This window comes from Mesorhizobium denitrificans (assembly GCF_003403035.1).
GTDB lineage: Bacteria > Pseudomonadota > Alphaproteobacteria > Rhizobiales > Rhizobiaceae > Mesorhizobium_G > Mesorhizobium_G denitrificans.
Window position 1 is genome coordinate 76,138 of sequence record NZ_QURN01000002.1, and the last position, 21,367, is coordinate 97,504.

Below are 21,367 nucleotides of genomic sequence, written 5' to 3' on the forward strand. Positions count from 1 at the left end.
TGTCTCGCCCGGAAAAAAGGCCGGGGCGTTTTTTGCGCTCCCGGCCTGATCCGCTTAGCGGATTGGAGGGCCGTATTGCAGGCCGCCCTTGGTCCAAAGCGCATTCGCGCCGCGTGCGATCTTCAGCGGGCTGCCGGTGCCGACATTGCGCTCGAAGATTTCGCCATAGTTGCCAACGCCCTTGACGATGTTGACAACCCAATCGTTGGTCAGGCCGAGGTCGGTGCCGATCTTCGTATCAGCCTCGACACCGAGCAGACGGCGCAGGTCCGGATTTTCGGTGGACTTCATCTCTTCGACGTTTGCCTGCGTGATGCCGGCTTCTTCGGTGTTCAGCAGAGCGAAGTAGGTCCACTTCACGATGTCAAACCACTTATCGTCGCCCTGGCGCACTGCCGGCCCGAGCGGTTCCTTGGAGATGATTTCCGGCAGAACGACGTGATCGTCCGGCGCGCTCATCTGGAGGCGAACAGCATAGAGACCCGACTGGTCGGTGGTGTAGGCGTCGCAGCGGCCAGCGTCATAGGCGGCGTTGGCTTCTTCGAACTTCTCGAACACGACCGGCGTGTATTCCATCTTGTTCGCCTTGAAGTAGTCGGCGAGGTTCAACTCGGTCGTCGTGCCGGATTGCACGCAGATAGCGGCGCCGGAAAGCTGAAGCGCGGAGGTGATGCCGGGCAGCTTCTTGGAGTTCACCATGAAGCCCTGACCGTCATAATAGGTGATGCCCGCGAAGTTCAGGCCGAGTGCGGTATCGCGGTTGATCGTCCAGGTGGTGTTGCGCGACAGAATGTCGACTTCACCGGACTGAAGCGCCGTGAAGCGGTCTTTTGCGCTCAATGGTGTGAACTTCACCTTGGTCGCATCTCCGAACACTGCTGCTGCAACCGCGCGGCAGAAATCGGCATCGAGACCGGTCCATTCACCCTTGTCGTTTGGCGAGGAGAAACCGGCGAGACCGGTGTTTACGCCGCACTGTAAGAAACCCTTCTTTTTGACGTCATCCAGTGTATCTGCCGAGGCTGCCCCGGCCACCAAGCCCAGTAGGGCGGCGCCGAGAATAACTTTTGCTTTGTTCATAACCCTCTGACCCTTTTTGTTTTTCAGATGTCCCGTTGCGTCTGAAGGCGAACGTTCCTGCCGGCCCTGTACCCCATTGGCAACATCGTCCTGCTCCGCGGTTCGCGCTTCGCTCACGAAAAATAACCAATGACATTATTTTAGTCAGGTCAAGTTGAATTGGCCTAATGGTTTCGTGATCTGGGATAAATTGTTCCCTGGCGGCCGCCTGATTTGCTGGCTCAACAATGACGTATTGCAGGCGCCACCGCGCACCGCTAATTGCTTTTTCCACAGTTCAACGGGGTAAAAAATGGCAAAGACTGACAAGGAAAAGCTTGGCATAAATACGCGGCTAGCCCACACGGGCAATGATCCGCATGCCTTCTTCGGCTTCGTCAATCCGCCGGTCGTGCATGCTTCGACCGTCCTTTTCCCCAATGCTGACACGCTCGCGCGCCGTGCACAGAAATATACGTATGGCACGCGCGGCACCCCCACCACCGATGCGCTCGGCATCGCGATCGATTCGCTGGAAGGTTCAGCCGGAACCATCATGGTGCCCTCCGGGCTCGCCGCGGTCACGATTCCGCTGCTCGCCTTTCTGTCGTCAGGCGACCATGTGCTGATCGTTGATTCGGTCTACCACCCCACCCGCAACTTCGCGGACACGATGCTCAAGCGCCTGGGCGTTGAGGTGGAGTATTACGATCCGCTTGTCGGCGCTGGCATCAAGGCCCTGCTGAAGCCAAACACGCGCGTGGTATTCACCGAATCACCAGGATCGAACACCTTCGAGATGCAGGACATTCCGGCAATTGCCAAAGCTGCGAAAGCCGCTGGAGCCGTTGTCATGATGGACAACACCTGGGCCACGCCGCTTTATTTCCGCCCGCTCGACCACGGGGTGGACATTTCGATCCACGCCTCCACCAAATATCCCGCCGGTCATTCCGATGTGTTGCTGGGCACTGTTTCGGCCAACGAGGCCTGCTGGCCGAAGCTCCATGAAACATTCATAAGCATGGGTTGTTGCGCTGGGCCGGACGATGTCTATCAAGTGCTGCGCGGCCTGCGCACGATGGGCCTGCGGCTTGAACATCATCAGAAAAGCGCGCTTGAAATCGCCCGCTGGCTGGAGCAACAGCCCGGCGTCGCGCAAGTTCTGCATCCGGCTCTGGAATCGCATCCGGGCCACGCGCTGTGGAAGCGCGATTTCAGCGGCTCAAGCGGCATCTTCTCAATTGCGCTGGACGGCGGCGGCCAAGAGCAGGCCCATGCCTTCCTCGATGCGCTGCAAATCTTCGGTCTGGGCTATTCGTGGGGCGGCTACGAAAGCCTTGCGGTTCCAGTTTTCCTCGGCGACCGCGTGGTTGCAAAGGGTCCCTACCCCGGTCCGGTTCTGCGTCTGCAAATCGGTCTTGAGGATGTAACGGACATCAAGGCAGACCTTGAACGCGGCCTTGCGGCAGCGCGGGCTGCGTGAAACTCTACTTCTTCACAGAAGTTGCAAATTCATCGATCAGGCTGATGAGCTCCGGCTCATCAACCAGAACCTTGGCCTGTTCCCAATCCACCCAGCCGCGTCGGCGCTGCTTGGCTTCGCGCCAGCGGGGCATGCTGCCGGTCACTTCCAGCGGATAGACCACAACATTGATCGGCACGAACGCGGTTTTGAGCCGCTTCCAATATTGATATTCGCCGATCGGCTTTTTCTGCACTTCGCCTTTGATGCCCGCTTCCTCGCGCGCTTCCAGCGCGGCAGCGTCCCAATCCTTCAGGCCGTCCATCTGCCAGCCCTTGGGAATTACGAAACGTCGCGTGCCGCGCGAGGTGATCAGCAGCACTTTGAGTTCACCATCATCGGATATGCGAAAGGGTAAGGCAGCGACTTGCCTTATGTCTTTCCCTCTCTCTATGAGCGCTTTTGCTTTTTTCTGCTTCATCCAGACGAAGGATTCATAATCCGGCTAATTAATTCAAGCCCGATTCGGCCTCCCTCATAAGAAAAGTTCGCAGCCAGACTGCGCAGCATGAAAATCAGCATGGCGCCGCCACTCGGCCTAAACGCGCCGCGCCAACAATAACCATTGCCTGCAATCGTTTGCGTGGCCCACACTGGCATATGGGGCCATGTCACTGCGAACCGATCTTTTTAACGGACAGCAGAGCTAAAATGGCGATCCCGGCAGGGCTCGAACCTGCGACCCACAGCTTAGAAGGCTGTTGCTCTATCCAACTGAGCTACGGGACCGGATGCTGCTGTGCTTAGTGCGTCCAGGGCACTTTGCGGTCATACCGGAAATTGTCGGAGTAGGAAATCGTGCGGCGCTTGGCTTCCTTGGGCTCCTGCACGCGATATTCGATGCCGTGCTTTTTGGCATAGGCTTCGGCTTCCTCGCGCGTTTCAAACGTCAGCTTGATTTGACGCCTCATGTCGCCAGATGAGGTGTAGCCCATCAGCGGGTCGATCTTGAGCGGCTGGGACGGATCGAATTCCAGAACCCAGTAGCCGGTCTTTGCCTTGCCGGATTGCATGGCCGTTTTGGCCGGGCTGAATATACGGGCGGACATGTCGCTCACTTTGTATATCTGGAACAGGATATTGCCTGCTCAATACTGCGAGTGGACCAATGTCGCAAGCCGCCGAATGGCATCGCTGTTACTTCTTGAATAATTTGGCGTCAGGGGGCTTGCATGCGCTCGCCTAACATCATAGGCAGTGCACCGCGCCATTACGGCCGTCGGAGTGTAGCGCAGCCTGGTAGCGCACCTGATTTGGGATCAGGGGGTCGCAGGTTCGAATCCTGCCACTCCGACCACTAGACTGCCAATCAACTGGCGTTTTTCACTCACGCTCAATTCTTCACCGCCTATACATTTGCCATTTCATGGAACACAGGCGGTATTTCGCGCGTTGCTAGCCAGGTTCGTCCAAGCTATGTCTTGATCAAAATTCAACGCGCCTAAAACGCGGGCAGAAGAAGCGGGTTTATGCAGATCGCTGAAATGCTAGTTCCGGCGCCGGCCAAGGCGATTCCGGATCGCCGTTTTGAAATCAAAGAGCGCACCGCCGATATTCACGAATTGCTGGATCAGCGCGTCGGTTCTTTCGATTCCCTCTCGAACTATCGACGCTATTTGCAGGGAATTGCGAGGTTCCGCTTCGACATCGAAAGGACGCTCCAAATCGCTCATTGGCCCGCGGAATGGAATGGCTGGCACCCTCCCTTCATAGCCCCTGCCCTTGAGCGCGATCTGTCTGCTATGGGTCTCGAAATCAGCCGAAAACCGTCACGCCGTCCGGACATCACATCGGTCAGCCAGTTGCTTGGCCTGCTTTATGTTGTTGTGGGCTCGTCGCTGGGCGCCCGGCTGTTGGTGGTGCGGGCTGCTGCGCTCGACATCCACAAAGGCAATGGCGCGATGCATCTGGCGGTTATGTCGAATGATATTGCGCCGTGGCGGCAGTTTCTCTCATGTCTCAACGCGTGGGAACCTTTTGACCTTGAACTGGCCGTATCCACCGCGCGGTCTGCGTTTCATCAAGCAATAGATGGCTTTGTCGATACGGTAGATGAATAGCGAACCCGTAAATCTGACCAACTGCGACCGTGAGCCTATTCACGTGCCCGGCAGCATTCAGCCGCACGGCTGTCTGCTGGCCTGCGATTCCGCTCTCGCCACATTTTCCCGATGCTCGGAAAATGCAGCGAACATGCTTGGCATCGCCGACGGCGATCTTATAGGTGCGCCAGTCGAGCAGACGATTGGCCGGGAAGCGCGCGCCAAGGTTATGACGGCGCTGAAAAGCTTTCACACAATTGGCCGGCCAGCCATGCTGTTCGGCGTCGAGTTGCCGGGCGGCAGGCGTTTCGACCTCGCCGTCCACGAGCATCGCGGTACGGTCATCATTGAGTTTGAACCGGCTGAAAACGCCGAGGAGCCTTTTGCGCTCGCCCGTCAGCTTATCGGTAATATGGGCGAGTTGCGCAGCTCAGAGAAGCTCATTATGGCGGCCGCGCGCTCCATCAAGACCCTCCTGAAATATGACCGGGTCATGGTGTATCGATTCGACACCGATGGTTCCGGCAAGGTCATTGCCGAATTAAAGCGGCCTGATCTGGAAAGCTTCCTCGGGCAATATTTCCCCGCGACCGACATTCCCCAGCAGGCGCGCGCGCTTTATCTGCGAAACACGATCCGCATCATTTCCGACGCAAGCGGGCCGCGCGCTGCGATTCTCCCGCCATCTGGCGCAGCGCTCGACCTCACTTTTGCGCATCTCAGAAGCGTTTCGCCCATTCACCTCGAATATCTGCGCAACATGGGCGTCGGCGCGTCCATGTCGATTTCTATCATTCTGAACGGCGAGCTATGGGGGCTCATCGCCTGCCATCACTACTCGCCCAAATATCTTGGCATGGCGCAGCGAGTGGCCGCTGAAATGTTCGGGGAATTCTTCAGCCTGCATCTGGCCGCAAGCCTGACCGAAGAAAAGCTGGCGGCAGCAACCCACGCTCGCTCAAGCCTTGATTGCCTGCTGTCCTCGGCCTCGACTTACTCATCGGTCGGTGATCTGCTGAAATCAAATTTCTCTGCGTTGATGGACCTCATACCGTCGGACGGTGCCGGCGTGTGGCTGGATGGCCAATGGTTCGGCTATGGCGCAGCGCCTGCCGCAGGCGATGCAAAGCCTCTTGTTTCGTGGCTGAGAGGCGACGGTGACGCCAGGATTTGGTCGACACACAGCCTGAGCGCCACCGCGACCGAGTTTGCCGGTCATCATGCGAATTTCGCTGGCGTGCTCGCTATACCTTTGGCCAAGCTTGGCGATGATTGTCTGTTCTTCTTTCGCCGGGAGAAGGTGAAAAATCTGGATTGGGCGGGCAATCCCGACAAAACGTATGAGACAGGCCCGCTTGGCGACCGCCTCACTCCGCGTAAGAGCTTTTCCATCTGGAAAGAGACGGTTCGAAACCAGGCGCAGCCGTGGGAAGACACCGAGTTGCAAACCGCCGAAACCTTGCGCGTGGCCTTGGTCGATATCCTGCTTCAACAGAGCGAGTTGCTTGAAGAAGAGCGGCAGAAATCGGACCTTCGCCAGAAAATGCTCAATCAGGAGTTGAATCACCGCGTCAAAAACATTCTCGCGATCATAAAATCGCTGATTGAGCATCCGCTTGAGCCGGAAGGCTCGCTCGAAAAATACGTCAGCTCCCTGAAAGGCCGGATTCAGGCTCTCTCGCACGCGCATGATCAGGTTGTGCGTGGCGACAATGGCGGCCTTTTCGAAGATCTGGTCCGCTCGGAACTCTCACCATATTGGCGCGAGGGCATCACCATCGCCGGGCCTGCGGTATGGCTTGATGCGCGCGCCTATTCGGTCATGGCGCTTGTGCTTCACGAGCTTGCCACGAACGCTGCCAAATATGGCTCGCTATCCTCCAAGCATGGCAAGCTTGCCGTAAAGTGGAGCATCGAGAACGGCCATTGCGAAATTCGATGGAAAGAAAGCGACGGGCCCGCCGTATTGCCGCCGAAGCGCACCGGCTTTGGCTCGGTGCTGATTGAGCGCAGCGTCCCCTACGATCTCAAAGGCAGCAGCCGTATCAATTATGATCCTCACGGCGTCACCGCCCAGTTTTCCATACCTTCCAAATTTGTGAGCCTGGCTGATCAGCCGACGACCGGCGAGCGCGCCCAATCCGTCGATGCTGCACAAACCAGCGGATTGTCAGGCGACATGGTCGTCATGGTTGTCGAAGACCAGATGCTGATAGCGATGGATCTGGAAGCCATTCTCGAAGACGCGGGCGCCAAGGAGGTTATCGTCGCCAGTTCCACCGCCGAGGCTTTGAGCCTGCTTGAAGAACGTCAACCGACCGTCGCGATTCTTGACCTCAATCTTGGCCATGAAACGTCGCTTCCCGTTGCGGACGCCTTGAGTGAACGCGGCATCCCTTTCGCCTTTGCCACGGGTTATGGCGACGCCGCTGGCCACACGGAACGCTTCGCGGATGTTCCTGTCGTTCGCAAACCCTATGACAGCGAGTCGATCATGAACGCGGTTGCTGTTGCGCTCGCAGATCATTCCGCTAACCGTGATCGAAGCCCCCGCTAGCGGCAAGCCCTTCTTTACATTAACAATTAGTCCCAACTGCACGGCGGTGCGGAAATGCGGGGCACATTTTTGAAGATTGAAGCGCAAAAGCTGGAGACATTCGCCTGTCCCTATTGCAACGCGTTGCTGGAAACCGGCGTGATTTCCTGCCGTTGCTGCAGCCGGGATTTGACGCCCGTTTTGCCGCTCATTTCGCGCATTTCCAAATTGGAAGGTTCAATCGCTTCCCTTGAAAGCCAGTTGAACCTGATGCGCGCCGAAAGGATCAGCACGCAACTGCTTCCTGCCCCCACCGGTCAAATGTCAGAAGAAGCATTCCGCGCTGGTCCGAGACGATTTTGGCCGCTTCTGATCGGCTTCGCAGCGCTTCTGCTTGCCTATGCGATGGTTGTTTTGTGGCTGGACCTGCCACTATCGGTCCTGCGCTTTTCCTCGATAGCGATACCACTGGCGGCTGGCTTTGCGTATCTTGGTCGCAGGCCGCGCCTTGGCTGGATGGATGCAGTCACCGCGGTCGTCTTTGCCATCGTGTGCGTATGGTCGATGAACGCCATCCTAGGCTGGATCGATGGAATCCCGATCCTCCCGCAAAGCACGGCAGCTTGGCGCGAGACAATGTATTACATGCTGAGCATCGGCGCATCGATGCTGTCTGGTATGCTGCTGCGCATGTTGTTTGTTGCAATGGCAGGTCGCGGCCTCACAAGTCTTCCGCGCCTGCGCCAAGGGCTGCTCGCCATGAACAAGAGCATGCCTTTGGATACGTTGAAAGCCATTGAATTGACGGTTTTACTCCTCGGAACCTTGGTATCCGCAATCACGGGTCTTTTCGCAGGAATAGTGGGGTTGTCTGGATGAGTGCACTGTCGGGAATACGCGCCATTTTCGCTGCGTCAGCCATCTTGTCCGCAAGCCTTTTGCCCGCGTTCGCAGCCGAGCCTGTTCAACTCATTACGCCGGAGGAGGCGAAGTTGCCCGCCTCGGATGCCGATGGAACGAGCCGCAACATCACGCGCGGTCCTGGCATTGACACGCTGGCTCCATCGCCCATCGGCGTGCATGGTGTTTTTCGCTTTGCGGTCAAGTTCAAGCCGCGCAACGGCGTCCAGATCGACCCCGAGCAGGTGCGCGTAACATATCTGCGCGAGCCCAATGTCGACCTCACGGCGCGCATCAAGCCGTTCATTACTGCTGAGGGCATTGAAGCTCCGGAAGTGGTCGCGCCTGCTGGAGAGCATGTAATTGTCATCGAGGCGGTCGACAGGGAAGGTCGCACGGGGCGCGGCGAGGTTACGCTCACGGTCACCGCGCCATAACGAGCCTTATTGCGCCGTCGCATCCGGCAAGATGCGGGCGGCAGGCGCTTCGCCATATGCCGCCGGAACCTGCTCCCCGTTCGTCAATTCCGATACGCGCGTTGATGTTTCTTGCACCACCTCGTCAAGCGTCAGACCGGGCGTCGATAGTGTTTGCAGCAAGGCCACCACGAATGGGCTATCCAGTCCGCTGCCATCCGCTGCGGTTTTCCCCGGCTGGGTTGAGTGAAGCACAACATTGTTTTCCAGCGGCGTGGGCGAAACCGCCAGACCCATGTGAAGCCGCTCCGGCATCGCTTCTCGATGCCCGCCTGCGGCGCTGCGTGAAGCCGCCACCGCTTTTGCCTCGATAAAAGGATCATCGCGGCATGCATCGACTATAACCAGCGCACCGTGCCGCGCATTGCTTGCCGCATCCGTCAGTTCACGCAATGCAAGCGCCTTTGTCTGTAGCTCCTTGTCGGTTTCCAGCGTGGCATCCACTGGCACGAGATAATTGACACCCTCCGTCTCCACGCCGTGACCGGCGTAGAATACGACGACGATGTCGGCTTCCTTTGCGCGTTCGGCGACATAGCCGGGCAAGCTTTTCAGATTTGCGCCGTCAATATCCTCGGCAATCTCAACCTCGTCGAACCCCATATCCGCCAGCCTGCTCGCAATCGCCGCTGCATCGCGGCGCGCATTTGGCAGGCTTGGCAGTTCCGCGTAGTTGCTTGATCCCATGATGAAAGCCAGCCGCTTCACGCCATCCGGCGAAGGGTTTTCTGGCACGACACCAAACTCGAATCCCGGCGCAAACTGCCCTGCCCGGCGTTGCAACAGCACCTGCGTTAGTTGCTTCAACCGCCATGACGCGTCATTTCGTTCAAGCAGGTTTGGAGTGTCGCGCGTGCCATCCAGAATGCGTCGATAAATCTCTATCGCTTTCGCCTTGTCCTGCTGCGCCTCCGCCGCGCGGCCCAGACCGAGCACCCATTTCCAATCATCCGGCTTCAGCTTGCCCGCCTCATTGTAGAGAACCTCCGCCGTACCGGGATCTTTCAGGTTATCCAGCGCCAGATCGCCAGCGCGCACCAGAAGATCGGCGTTTGTCGAGTTGGCGTCCTCTTCCGGCATGTCGCCCGTTTCCTTCGCGGCCGCCAGCATATCCTCATAGGCAGCGCGCAAATCGCCTGTGCGAGCTTCGATGTCCGACTTCCGCATCAGCGCCAGCCGCCTGTATGGCGGTCCCAACGCTGCCGCCGCGATCATATCCTCGCGCGCCTTTCCAAGTTCCCCGATGCGCCTGAACAACAGTCCGCGCGCGGTCAGTGCCGTACCCAGTTGCGGATCGAGTTCGAGCGCTCGATTGAGGTCGGCAAATGCAGCGCTCACCTCGCCCTTTCGCTCCGCTTCCAGCGCCCTTTGCACATAGGGCGTCGGGTCATTCGGCGCCGCCTGCATCGCTTCCTGTATGTCGCTGCCGATGCCGTCATCCACACCGATGGTCTGGTTGATGGTCACACGCAGGGCGAGCGCTTCGCTCTTCAGCGGTCCGTTCAGCTTGATAGCCGCATCTATGTCCGCAAGCGCCGCGCTTACGTCCTCCTTCGTGGGCACCTTATATTCGGGCATTGAGCCATCGGGATTAGGCTCAAACGCCATGCCGCTCTGCACAACCTGTAAAAACCGGCTCAAACTTCTGAAAAACGCTGCCTTCTGGCGATCCGGCTCGCTGGTTGCTGCGTCGTCCAGCACTTTGGTGCAGGACCTCTCTGCCTTCGTCAGTTCTTCTATCGGCAGAATTGCGGTTTTGACGCGCTCGTCCGCGCATATCGCAAGATCAGAGGCCGTATCGGCGTGCGCTGTTGGAATCGCACACAGAAGTGCAGCACCGCACAGCAAATCCAGACGCATCGAGTATCCCTCACGGTCAATTCGCAAAGCAGGATAAATCTACACGCCCGCTTGTAAACTTGACCAATTGGGGCGGGCGCTTACTGCTCGCTCCGCGTCATTCGCGCCACGAGTGCAAAGAGGAACGGAGCGAGGAATACGCCCAGAACTGTCGCCGCAATCATGCCGCCCATGACGCCGACGCCGATGGCGTTCTGCGCCGCCGAGCTTGCGCCCGTCGCGCGCGCGAGTGGCAGCACGCCCAGAATAAACGCCAGCGATGTCATAAGGATCGGTCGCAGGCGCAAACGCGCAGCTTCCAGAACGCTGTCGCGCACGCTTCGCCCCTGCTCTCGCAAATCCTTCGCGAACTCGACAATCAGAATGGCGTTCTTCGCGGTCAGGCCGATTGTCGTCAGCAGCCCCACCTTGAAATAAACGTCGTTGGACTGGCCGAACAGCCGCGCCGCCAGCAGTGCGCCCAGAATGCCTGCAGGCACGGCCAGAATCACCGAAAGCGGAATCGTCCAGCTTTCATAAAGCGCTGCGAGGCAAAGGAAGACGACCAGCAGCGAAATCGCGTAGAGCATCGCCGCCTGCGACCCGGCCAACCGCTCCTGATATGAAATGCCGGACCATGCCACAGTGTACCCGCCGGGCAACTCCGCAACGAGGCGTTGCATCTCGTCCATCGCCGCGCCGGAGCTTGCGCCCGCAGCCGCCGCTCCGCTGATCGAGACGGAACCCGACCCGTTGAAGCGTGATAGTCCGGGCGGGGCCTGCGCCCACGTCGCCCAGGAGAACGCGGAGAACGGAACCATTTCGCCTGCGTCGTTGCGCGCATACCAGTATGAAATGTCAGACGGCTGCATGCGGAATGACGCATCACCCTGCACATAGACCGGCTTCAAATTTTCGTTGAGAATGAAGTCATTGACATTGGTTCCTGCGAAGGCCGTCGAAATCAGGTTGTTGATCGCGCTGATATCGAGGCCAAACGCGCCCGCCTTTTCGTGGTCGATATGGACCTTCAATTGCGGCTCAAGCGTTTTGGAATTGCCGCGCACGTTGGTCACCAGGTCGCTCTTGTTCGAAAGGTCGGCAAGCTGGTTCGCAGCCGCGAGCAGCGCATCGCTACCTTGATTGGCGCTGTCCAGAAGCGCCATCGAAAAGCCGTTCGACTGGCCAAGCCCCTGTATCGCAGGCGGCGACAGCACAAAAATATCCGCATCGCGTATCTGGCGGAAATGCGCCGTCGCACGCGCTGCAATGCTTCGCGCCGTCTTTGCCGTTTCTGTTCTGTCGGCGAAATCCTTGAGCTTCACGAAGGCCATCGCGGCGTTTTCGCCGGTCGCACCAAATCCGAAACCCAGCGTCATGAACACGCTTTGCACTGTGTCCTTTTCCTGCGTCAGGAAATAGTTCTCCACCTGATTCATCACCGCCTGCGTGCGTTCGGCTTTTGCGCCCGCCGGCAGCGTGATCTGCGTCATCAACACCCCCTGATCCTCTTCCGGCAAAAAGGAGGATGGCAGCTGCGAATAGAGCAGCCACGCGCAGCCAATAATCGCGGCAAACACCAGCATCACCCGCAGTGGGCGAACCACGACATAGGCGACACCCGACACATATCCGTTCGTCATCCGCTCGAATCCGCGATTGAACCAGCCGAACGCCCGTGCCATGCGGCCCTCGTGCGATGGCTTCAGAATTGCCGCGCACAGTGCTGGCGTCAGGATAATCGCCACCATCATCGACAGCAGCATTGCGCTCGCAATCGTCACGGAAAATTGCCGGTAGATCACGCCCACCGAGCCGGAGAAAAACGCCATCGGGATGAACACAGCGGTAAGCACCAGCGCGATGCCGATCAGCGCGCCTGTGATTTCGCCCATGGACTTCTCGGTAGCCTCGCTCGCGGAAAGCCCCTCCTCCGACATGATGCGCTCAACATTCTCGACCACCACAATCGCGTCATCGACCAGTAGACCGATGGCCAGCACCATCGCAAACATGGTCAGCATGTTGATCGAAAAGCCAAATGCCGCGAGCACGCCGAACGTGCCAAGCAGCACCACTGGCACGGCAATCATCGGTATCAGCGTTGCGCGCAGATTCTGCAGGAAAAGCAGCAGGACGAAGAACACGAGCACAATCGCCTCGATCAGCGTGCGCACCACCTTTTCAATGGAAAGCACCACAAATGGCGTCGTCTCATAGGAATAGGCAACGCTCACGCCTGCGGGCAGGCTCGGCGCCAGCCTGTCGAGTTCCGCATGCACCGCCTGGGCGGTGGTAATCGCATTTGCACCGCTGGCAAGCTGCACGCCAAACCCGGCGGCTGGCTTGCCATTGTAGCTCGATGTCTGGCCGTAGGTTTCAACCCCTACCTCTACGCGCGCCACATCGCGCAGTCGCACGACAGAGCCGTCCTGCGTGGTCTTTAGAATTATCCGCTCGAACTCGTCCACCGTCGTCAGCTGCGACTGTGTAGTTATCGAAGCGCGCGATTGCTGGCCGGGAATGGAAGGTGCCGCGCCGATCGAACCGGCCGACACCTGCACATTCTGGTCGCGCACCGCGGCTGTCACGTCGGATGGCAGCAGGCTGAACTTCTGCAGCTTGGATGGGTCGAGCCAGATCCGCATCGCAAAGCTCGACCCAAACGCCTGTATCGACCCCACGCCTTCGACGCGTTCCACCTGTTCCTCGATCTGGCTGGACATTATGTCCGCCAGTTCTGCTGAGGTGTAGCGCCCATCTTCCGAAACGAGATTGCCAATCATCAAAATGCCGGTGCCGGAGCGAGAAACAACCACGCCGTTTGTCTGCACCACATCGGGAAGCCGCGGCACCACGCGTGCCAGCTTGTTCTGAACGTCCACCTGCGCCAGCGCCGCGTCCGTGCCGTTGGAAAACGTTATCGAGATAGAGGCCGAACCGATATTGGAGGTCGACTCCATGTAGATCATGCCGTCGAGGCCCGTCATTCCGGCCTCGATCTTCTTCGTCACAGAGTTTTCGACCGCAGCCGCCGTAGCACCTGGATAGCTGGCCGTAATGCGTACCGTTACGGGTGCGACCTCTGGATATTGCGAAATCGGCAGCTGATAGATACCCATCACGCCCGCCAGCATCACCGCAATCGCGAGAACGATTGCGAAAACCGGGCGCGCGATGAAGAAGCTCGCCAGCGCGTTTTTGCGAAATGCGGCGTTCATTGGCCTGCGGCCCCATCGCTTTCGCTTGCCGGCGGCAAAGTCGATGCGGGCTGCACAACGCCGCCATCATCGATCTTCACTTCCACAGGCTTCACCGCCGCTCCCGCGGAAATGTGTGAGAGCCCGTCCACGATAAGCCTGTCGCCTTCGCTGACCCCCGCCGTCACGATCCACGCATTCGCCGTGGAGCCATCCGTCTCCAGCGTGCGAAGCTCAGCCTTGTTATCCTGCGAAACGAAATAGGCTTGCGCCTTGCCTGCCGCGTTGCGGCTCACCGCGCGTTGCGGCACCAGGTAGACATCGTTCAGCGTGCCCAGATCGACACTCGCCCGCACATACATGCCCGGCAGCAGGATATGCCGTGGGTTGCCCAGCGTCGCGCGTATCGAAAACGTCCCGGTGCTTTCGCTCACCGCGGTATCCGTCGTCGTGATCGTTCCCGTTTCCGAATAAGGCCGCCCAGTTTCGAGGGTTATGTTCACCTTTGGCGGCGTCGGCTTGCCATCTGCCTTGGCGATGCCCAGCCTGCCCTCTTCGATCTGCTCGCGTATGCGCAAAAGATTGGCGCTGCTGTCGACCAGATCGACGTAGATCGGCTCGATCTGCCGCACAGTCGCCATTGCATCGGTCTGGTTCGCGGTCACCAGCGAGCCAACGCTCACTGCGGACTTTCCGATCACGCCGGAGATTGGCGCTTTGATCTCCGTGTATCCGAGATTGATTTCGGCGGCCTGCAAATCCGCTTGCGCAGCGTCCTGATCCGCAACTGCCTGCAACAGCGTTGAGCGCGCATCGTCCAGTGTCTGTGGGCTGGCGGTCTTGTTGTCCACCAGCGCCTGCGTGCGGTTGAAAGTTGATTGCGCACCGGCAACTGTCGCCTCTGCCTTCTTCACCGCCGCTGCGCTCGCATCGCGCGCCGCGGTGTAGGATTTGTTGTCGAGACGGTAGAGAACGTCCCCGGCCTTCACAGAGCCACCTTCCTTGAAGGCGATTTCTTCGATGATACCGTTCACCTGCGGCCTGATTTCGGCAGTCGCAAGCGCCACCACGCGGCCGGGAAGTTCCATGAGTTTCGGGCTGGTTTGCTGGTGCAGTTCAACCACGCCGACTTGAGCCGGGCCTTGCGCCCCACCCTGTCGGCCCGAGCCATTGCCGCCGCTATCGTTACATCCTTGCAAAAGCACCGCCGTCAGAAAAATGAAGCAGCTGTTACTGACGTTCGTCGATACGTATTGCATTTTCTGCCCCGTTTCCGGCACCGGCTGCTCGCGGTCGATTTCACGATTCGCATGCTCGATTAATTATGAGATTGTGTCCATTCGACGAGCGTCATTCTCGCGCGCGGGATAGCTTTGCGGCCAGCACAATTTTTTTAGAGCTTCCGTTATAGTCCATTCGAGATGCTCGCCCCCAGGCGATACAACTCAGCGAGGTGACGGAGGTTTCAACCGCCACCCCTTATCGACAATTATAGCCAGCCGCGACGCTTGAAATAGAGGAATGGGACAAGCGCGGATGCCACCATAATGCACAGCGCCAGCGGATAGCCAAACGGCAAGTGCAATTCCGGCATCTGCTCAAAATTCATGCCATAGATCGAGGCGACCATTGTCGGCGGCAGAAACACTACGGCTGCGACTGAGAAAATCTTGATGATCTGGTTCTGCTCCAGATTGATCAACCCAAGCGTTGCATCCAGCAGGAAGTTGATTTTGCCGGATAGAAAGATCGCATGGTCGCCGAGCGATGCGGCATCGCGCTGGATCAGCCTTATGCGCTGCGCCGTATCCTTCTTGCCCTTGCGTGCCGATTTTTCTTTCGCGCCATGATAGCTCACCAGACGCTGGATACTCACAAGACTCTCGCGGAGCTTGGTGAGCAAGTCCCCCTTCACGCCAATCTGCACGATCAGCGATTGAAGGTCGCGCGTCTTCTTGGAAACGGTTTTGGCCTTGTTCTGGAACACGTCATGCGAAATGGCGTCAACCTCATCGCTGATACGCTCCAGCGCGTCAGCAGTGCGGTCGATCACCGCTTCGATCAGGCCAAGCATCGTCATCTCGCCGGAGGTGCAGGGCTCGGCGCCTTCCCGCTGCGCTTTCATCGCATAGGTCAGGAAAGGACGCGGTTCAGCGTGGCGCACCGTCACCAGCGTCTCGCCCTTCAAAATGAAGGTAATAGGCGATTTGATGCTGCGTTCGGCTTCGATATTGGCAACAACGGTCATGGTCATGAACTCCGCACCGTTCTCGCGATACAGCCGGTCCGAAAGCTCGATCTCGGCCATTTCTGCTTTGGTCGGAATTTCAAGATTCAGTGCCTGCTCGACAAGCCGCACTTCTTCCACGGTGGGATTAAACAGATCCAGCCAAAGCGGATTGGAGCCTTGCAGCGTTTCCAGTTCAGCAATTGCCACAAGGTGGCCGTTCTGGCCCGCATAGATACGCAGCATCGCCGTGCTCCTTCTCGAACGTTTCTCGTCCAGGGAGCCGACCGGCGGTCAGTTCAGGTGGACGATTAATTGAGGCCGGGTCTTCGACCGTCCGCTTGCATCGTTGTTTCCTGTTCCTTCACGACAATCATATGACTGCCGCGGGAAGGGCGTCTGCGCCCCTTCCTGCGGCTTGTCAATAACCCGCATGGGCGCTCGCGATTATTTGCCGCGCGCAACCTTTGTTGCGTTGCCCCACCAGGCGAGATCATCAAGCGTGTTCTTCAGCGAAGGCAGCAGAATGCCTTCAATCGACGACATCGGCTCGTTCGCGCCAAGCGGCGAAACCTTCATGAATTCGCCACCGCCAATATGAACCGCGTTGCGCACCGGAACCATCTGCAGTTCAACGGAAATGTTGCGCAAATGCTCCAACGCGCGCGCGCCGCCAACGCCGCCATAAGCCACGGCGCCCATCGGCTTGTGGTTCCATTCCTTGTAGCATTGGTCGAGCGCATTCTTCAGCGCGCCGGTGATGGAGCGGTTGTATTCCGCCACAATGAACAGATAGCCGTCGAATTCGCCAATCTTGTTCTGCCATTTCACGGCGTGTTCGTCCTTCGAGGGCATCCAGAGATTAGATGCTGCTTCATTGAAGAACGGCAGGTCGTAATCGCGCAGATCGACCAGTTCAAATTCCAGATCGTCGCGCTTCTTTGCTTGCTCGAACACCCATTGCGCTGGCTTGTCGGCAAAGCGAGTTTGGCGGGTCGAGCCTATGATGATCGCAATTTTTGGTTTTGTCATGCTAACTCCGGTTCCGTCTGTTGGGGAGAATGTTCAAACGTCAGGGATGCTGCGAAGTTTCGGGTCCGACTGCAAGCACAAAGCACTTCGACTTTAGCATTTTAAAGCGGTAGTTCGCCCTGTCTCTCGTCCAGCGAGCTAATCACCTCGGCAGCCAGCGCGCGGGTGATCCGGCTATGCTGCGAAAGCGCCGCATAGTCGAGGCGTTCCACGACATTGATGGCAGCCGCCAGCGAGCGCTCGATGCGCCGCACAATATAGCTCACCGTATGTGGCTCCACCTCGATTTGCCTGTCAGCAAACAGCTTGGTGATAACGCCTGCCAGCAGCGCATCGTCCGGTTCGTGAATTTCAATAAGCGTCGCCGCCTTCAGCCGCGAGGCAAGGTCCGGCAGCGTAACGCCCCACGCAGCGGGAAAGCGCCGCGCCGTCAACAGCACATGCGAGCCTTGCTGGCGTGCGAGGTTGATCAAATGAAACAGCCCGTTCTGGTCCAGATCGGCAATGTCTGCATCGTCCAGCAGCCACGGCCCTGCCTCGCGAACCTGCGGAATGCTTTGCTCGATTGCGTCTGCCTTCACGACCGACGCTCCCGCCTTTGCGCGCCAGATCGATGCAAGGTGCGATTTGCCGCTGCCCGCCGGTCCCGCCAACACCACCACCGGCGCAGGCCAGTCCGGCCAGCGGTCAATCAGCGAAACTGCACCCGCATTGGCTTCGGTAACAACCAGATCATCCCGCGAGAAGGCGGGCGTTCCTGCCAGATCGAGAGGCAGTTGCTGCGGCACTGTCGAATGGTTCATTGCGCACGTTTTACGGATGATCTGGTTGGCTTACGGCGCACCGTCTCGGCCTCCATAACCTCAACATGTACGAATTCCACGCTCTCATCAGTGCCGTGGCCCCTGTAGAGCGGCGATTCCAGATAGCGGGAAATTCCGAACCGGATCAGCACCGCGATTGCCGCCGCCGCAGGCACAGCGATCAGCAGCCCCACAAACCCGAACAGCGCGCCAAACGCGAACAGCGCAAACATCAGCCACACCGGGTGAAGTCCTACGCTTTTGCCGACGAGCCGCGGCTGCAAAATATTGCCTTCGATGAATTGGCCTACGAAGAACACACAGGCTACCAGCGCAATCATGATCCAGTCCGGCCAGAACTGCACAAACGCGATGCCCAGCGAAAGCGCCAGCCCCGTTAGCGATCCTACATAAGGAATGAACGAGATCAGCCCTGCAAACAGGCCAATCAGAATGCCGAAATTCAGGCCGACCAAAGTCAGGCCAAACGCGTACATCGCACCAAGCACCAGGCACAGCGTACCCTGCCCGCGCACAAATCCCGCCGTTGCCGAGTTTATGTCGCGCGCAATCTGCCGCACGGTCTGCACATGGTCGCGCGGCACCCAGCTATCCACAACGGCCACCATGCGGTCCCAGTCCAGCAGCATGTAGAAAGCCACCACCGGCGTCACAACCAGCAAGCTCGCGATGGAAAACAGCTTTACGCTGGAACTCCAGATCGACTGGAACACCGTCGACAATATGCCGACGCTGGACGTCATCAGCGAATTGAGCCCATCGCTCAGCGCAGATGGGTCGACGCCGAAATTGCGCTTCAACCATTCAGGATTGAAGCTCGTCACAAGCCCTTGAAGTTGCGTCAGATATTGCGGCAGACGCTCAGCAAATTCCGTGAGCTGCGAGGCCAGCAGCGGTATCAATATCACCAGTCCCAGTACAACGATGAAGAGAAACGTTACGAGAATTATCACCGTCGCGATCAGTCGCGAGAAGCCCAGCTTCTGCAGCCGGTCTGCTACTGGATCGAGGAAATAGGCCAGCGCGAGGCCCGCCAGAAACGGCAGCAATATATCGCTGAACATGTAGAGGAACAGCGCAAACACCGCCACGGCGATGAGCCAGAAGCGGATTTGGCGGCGCAACGCGAGGCTTAGTGCAGCCTCCGCGAGGGCTTCGTCCTTAGGAGGGAGCGTTTTCGCCATTCGTTGTCATATGCCTCAGCCAGGCTACGAGATAGGCAGCGGCGGACGCTATGGTCAAGAGCCCGCTTGCCGCGACGAGTGAGGTTCTGATTATGCCCGTGTCTGCACTGAATGTCTGTTCGCCCAGAATAAATGCCGCCAGCATGATCTGAACTGTCGTATTAACCTTCGAAACCATCAGTGGTTTCATCTCGACCGGATTTCCGATCACGAAAGACAGCAGCACCGCGCAAACAATTAGTGCATCGCGCGAAACCACCGCAATAACCAGCCACAGCGGCAACTGGTTCAGATAGCCCAGCACGATAAACACGCTCACCAGCAGCACTTTATCGGCAACCGGATCGAGATAAGTTCCGAGCGTAGAAACCTGCTGGAAATGCCGCGCGACAAAGCCGTCGACGGCGTCAGATACGCCCGCGACGACGAATCCCACGAAGGCCCAGCCCCATTCGGCGCTCAAAAGCGCGTAAACGACACCCGGAACCAGCAAAAAGCGCAGGATCGTGATGAGATTCGGTATGGTCAATCAGACGTTTCCGGAGTTTTCTTGGTTTGCCTGTAAATGGTCGAGCGAGAGGCCGGAGGCAAGTGGTCCAGGCGCGCGATCCGATTTATCCATAACTCAATGGATGTGTTTTGTTGAAGCGCGCGCCAGTTCATGCAAAGAGCGCGGCAAGAAAACCGGCAACTAGGCGACAACGCGCGATGCAGGAAAAGAAAAACGGGCTAACCTACGCCGATGCGGGCGTCGACATCGATTCCGGCAACGACATGGTCGAAAAAATCAAGCCGCTGGTGCGCGCCACCCGCCGGCCCGGAGCCGATGGCGAAATCGGCGGCTTTGGCGGCCTGTTCGATCTCAAGGCCGCAGGCTTCACTGATCCCGTTCTCGTCGCAGCCAATGATGGCGTCGGCACCAAGCTCAAGATCGCTATCGACGCGGGCAAGCACGACACGATCGGCATCGACCTCGTCGCCATGTGCGTGAACGACCTCGTCGTGCAGGGTGCGGAACCGCTGTTCTTCCTCGACTATTTCGCGACCGGCAAGCTCGATCCCGAGCAGGGCGTGGCCATCGTCAAGGGCATTGCCGATGGCTGTCGTCAGGCCGGCTGCGCGCTCATCGGCGGCGAAACGGCAGAAATGCCCGGCATGTATCGCGAAGGCGATTACGATCTTGCAGGCTTCGCCGTTGGCGCGGCCGAGCGCGGCCAATTGCTTCCGACGGATGATATCGTCGAGGGCGACGTGCTGCTCGGCCTCGCATCCTCCGGCGTTCATTCGAACGGATATTCGCTCGTGCGCCGCATCGTTTCTGACAGTGGTATTGGCTGGAACGACAAGGCCCCCTTCGCGCCGAACCTCACCCTCGGCGAAGCTCTGCTGGAACCGACCCGCATCTATGTTCGCTCGGTGCTCAAGGCGATCCGCTCCACGCATGGCATTAAGGCGTTGGCACACATCACCGGCGGCGGCTTCCCTGACAACATCCCGCGCGTACTGCCGAAGGATTTCTCCGCCGAGCTCGATCTTGAAACCATTGACGTTCCGCCCGTCTTTTCATGGCTTGCCAAGACGGGTGGCGTTGCGCCGGAAGAAATGATGCGCACTTTCAACTGCGGCATCGGCATGATCATCGTTGTCGCCAGCGGTCAGGCCGCACAGGTCGCTGCCGTGCTTCAAGAGGCAGGCGAAACCGTCACGCCAATTGGCCGCATCGTCCCGCGCCGCGAAACCGGCGTTATTTATCGTGGAGCAATCGGGCTATGAGCGAGCGCAAGCGTGTTGCCGTCCTCATTTCTGGGCGCGGCTCGAATATGGCATCGCTGGTCAACGCCGCTGCCGAGCAGGATTACCCTGCCGAGATCGTGTGCGTAATCTCGGATCAGTCGGACGCCGCGGGTCTGCATTTTGCCTCGTCGCAGGGCATTCCGACGCTTGTCGTGTCGCGCAGGGATTTCGATTCCAAGGACGCGCACGACGCAGCCATCGACGCGCATTTGAAAGCGTTTAAGGCCGACATCGTTGCCTTGGCTGGGTACATGCGCCTGCTCACGCCGGGGTTTGTGTCCCAATGGCAGGGCCGCATGATCAACATTCACCCTTCCCTGCTGCCGCTTTTCAAGGGCCTGAACTCACACCGCCGCGCGATTGACGCTGGCGTGCGCGTGCATGGCTGCACGGTGCATTTCGTCACCGCCGATATGGATGACGGGCCGATCATCGCGCAGGCCGCCGTTCCGGTGTTGTCGAACGACACCGAAGCGGCGCTTTCTGCGCGAGTATTGAAGCAGGAGCATCGGCTTTATCCCATCGCGCTTCGGCTTGTCGCTGAGGGCAAGGTGCGCATGGAGCATGGCCGCACGGTTTGCAGCGGCTTTGAGGATGGCGGCGCGGATTCATCGATTTCCTCGCCCTCGCCGCTTCCTGATCTGCCTGATCTCGAACGCCTCGCCCGCATCACGCCTTAGCGAGGGGCGGCGCGAGTTCGCAAGTTGTCGCCAACGACCCCACGGCAAA

Annotated in this window: 18 protein-coding genes and 2 tRNA genes; 8 read left to right on the forward strand and 12 right to left on the reverse strand. The window is 58.6% G+C overall.

Going from position 1 to position 21,367, the window contains the following annotated elements; translation table 11 throughout:
• Positions 1–54: 54 nt before the first annotated feature.
• Positions 55–1,080, reverse strand: a complete 1,026-nt coding sequence (locus DY251_RS02875; protein ID WP_116622464.1) for an amino acid ABC transporter substrate-binding protein — start codon at positions 1,078–1,080, stop codon at positions 55–57.
• A gap of 292 nt (positions 1,081–1,372) precedes the next feature.
• Here DY251_RS02875 and DY251_RS02880 point away from each other — a divergent pair, with 292 nt between their 5' ends.
• Positions 1,373–2,545 carry a cystathionine beta-lyase gene (locus DY251_RS02880; RefSeq protein WP_116622359.1) on the forward strand — a complete coding sequence of 391 codons (1,173 nt, stop codon included), beginning with the start codon at positions 1,373–1,375 and terminating at the stop codon, positions 2,543–2,545.
• A gap of 4 nt (positions 2,546–2,549) precedes the next feature.
• Here DY251_RS02880 and DY251_RS02885 read toward each other — a convergent pair whose 3' ends face one another.
• The 3 genes from DY251_RS02885 to DY251_RS02895 form a co-directional block, all read right to left on the reverse strand.
• Positions 2,550–3,005 (reverse strand): NUDIX hydrolase, encoded by a 456-nt coding sequence (locus tag DY251_RS02885; RefSeq protein ID WP_116622360.1) that lies wholly within the window; start codon positions 3,003–3,005, stop codon positions 2,550–2,552.
• Between the two features lie 231 nt (positions 3,006–3,236).
• Positions 3,237–3,313: transfer RNA gene (locus DY251_RS02890), tRNA-Arg, on the reverse strand.
• Positions 3,314–3,327: 14 nt separating this feature from the next.
• A complete protein-coding gene (locus DY251_RS02895) occupies positions 3,328–3,633 on the reverse strand; it encodes an ETC complex I subunit (protein ID WP_116622361.1) in 306 nt (101 codons plus the stop codon).
• A gap of 171 nt (positions 3,634–3,804) precedes the next feature.
• On the opposite strand from DY251_RS02895, the gene DY251_RS02900 reads away from it, so the two are divergent.
• The 5 genes from DY251_RS02900 to DY251_RS02920 all read left to right on the forward strand — a co-directional run bounded on the left by DY251_RS02900 (position 3,805) and on the right by DY251_RS02920 (position 8,499).
• Positions 3,805–3,881, forward strand: a tRNA-Pro gene (locus DY251_RS02900).
• A 172-nt stretch (positions 3,882–4,053) separates the two neighbouring features.
• Complete coding sequence (locus DY251_RS02905) at positions 4,054–4,644, forward strand: biliverdin-producing heme oxygenase (protein ID WP_116622362.1); 591 nt, start codon at positions 4,054–4,056, stop codon at positions 4,642–4,644.
• A complete protein-coding gene (locus tag DY251_RS02910; RefSeq protein WP_116622363.1) occupies positions 4,637–7,183 on the forward strand; it encodes an HWE histidine kinase domain-containing protein in 2,547 nt (848 codons plus the stop codon). Before DY251_RS02905 ends, DY251_RS02910 begins: the two co-directional genes overlap by 8 nt.
• A 54-nt stretch (positions 7,184–7,237) precedes the next feature.
• Positions 7,238–8,041: a hypothetical protein gene (locus tag DY251_RS02915; RefSeq protein ID WP_116622364.1), complete on the forward strand. Its 804-nt coding sequence runs from the start codon at positions 7,238–7,240 to the stop codon at positions 8,039–8,041.
• Positions 8,038–8,499, forward strand: coding sequence for a hypothetical protein (locus tag DY251_RS02920; protein ID WP_116622365.1), 462 nt, complete (start codon positions 8,038–8,040; stop codon positions 8,497–8,499). Before DY251_RS02915 ends, DY251_RS02920 begins: the two co-directional genes overlap by 4 nt.
• A gap of 6 nt (positions 8,500–8,505) precedes the next feature.
• On the opposite strand, the gene DY251_RS02925 is transcribed toward DY251_RS02920, so the two are convergent.
• The 8 genes from DY251_RS02925 to DY251_RS02960 form a co-directional block, all read right to left on the reverse strand.
• Positions 8,506–10,398: a caspase family protein gene (locus DY251_RS02925; RefSeq protein WP_116622366.1), complete on the reverse strand. Its 1,893-nt coding sequence runs from the start codon at positions 10,396–10,398 to the stop codon at positions 8,506–8,508.
• 80 nt (positions 10,399–10,478) lie between these two features.
• The gene (locus DY251_RS02930) at positions 10,479–13,571 is read right to left on the reverse strand and encodes an efflux RND transporter permease subunit (protein ID WP_116622465.1); all 3,093 of its coding nucleotides are present in this window, start codon (positions 13,569–13,571) and stop codon (positions 10,479–10,481) included.
• Between the two features lie 23 nt (positions 13,572–13,594).
• The gene (locus DY251_RS02935; RefSeq protein WP_137113475.1) at positions 13,595–14,836 is read right to left on the reverse strand and encodes an efflux RND transporter periplasmic adaptor subunit; all 1,242 of its coding nucleotides are present in this window, start codon (positions 14,834–14,836) and stop codon (positions 13,595–13,597) included.
• 230 nt (positions 14,837–15,066) lie between these two features.
• The gene (locus tag DY251_RS02940; protein ID WP_116622368.1) at positions 15,067–16,050 is read right to left on the reverse strand and encodes a magnesium transporter CorA family protein; all 984 of its coding nucleotides are present in this window, start codon (positions 16,048–16,050) and stop codon (positions 15,067–15,069) included.
• A gap of 201 nt (positions 16,051–16,251) precedes the next feature.
• A complete protein-coding gene (locus tag DY251_RS02945; protein WP_116622369.1) occupies positions 16,252–16,836 on the reverse strand; it encodes an NADPH-dependent FMN reductase in 585 nt (194 codons plus the stop codon).
• Positions 16,837–16,937: 101 nt separating this feature from the next.
• Positions 16,938–17,639, reverse strand: coding sequence for a DnaA regulatory inactivator HdaA (gene hdaA / locus DY251_RS02950; protein ID WP_116622370.1), 702 nt, complete (start codon positions 17,637–17,639; stop codon positions 16,938–16,940).
• The gene (locus DY251_RS02955; protein ID WP_116622371.1) at positions 17,636–18,844 is read right to left on the reverse strand and encodes an AI-2E family transporter; all 1,209 of its coding nucleotides are present in this window, start codon (positions 18,842–18,844) and stop codon (positions 17,636–17,638) included. The genes hdaA and DY251_RS02955 overlap by 4 nt, the downstream gene beginning before the upstream one ends.
• Positions 18,822–19,373 (reverse strand): CDP-alcohol phosphatidyltransferase family protein, encoded by a 552-nt coding sequence (locus DY251_RS02960; protein WP_116622372.1) that lies wholly within the window; start codon positions 19,371–19,373, stop codon positions 18,822–18,824. Before DY251_RS02960 ends, DY251_RS02955 begins: the two co-directional genes overlap by 23 nt.
• 179 nt (positions 19,374–19,552) lie before the next feature.
• Here DY251_RS02960 and purM point away from each other — a divergent pair, with 179 nt between their 5' ends.
• Positions 19,553–20,617, forward strand: coding sequence for a phosphoribosylformylglycinamidine cyclo-ligase (purM, locus tag DY251_RS02965; protein ID WP_116622373.1), 1,065 nt, complete (start codon positions 19,553–19,555; stop codon positions 20,615–20,617).
• On the forward strand, positions 20,614–21,318 hold the full coding sequence (purN, locus tag DY251_RS02970) for a phosphoribosylglycinamide formyltransferase (protein ID WP_116622374.1): 705 nt from the start codon (positions 20,614–20,616) through the stop codon (positions 21,316–21,318). Before purM ends, purN begins: the two co-directional genes overlap by 4 nt.
• The last annotated feature ends 49 nt before the right edge of the window (positions 21,319–21,367 follow it).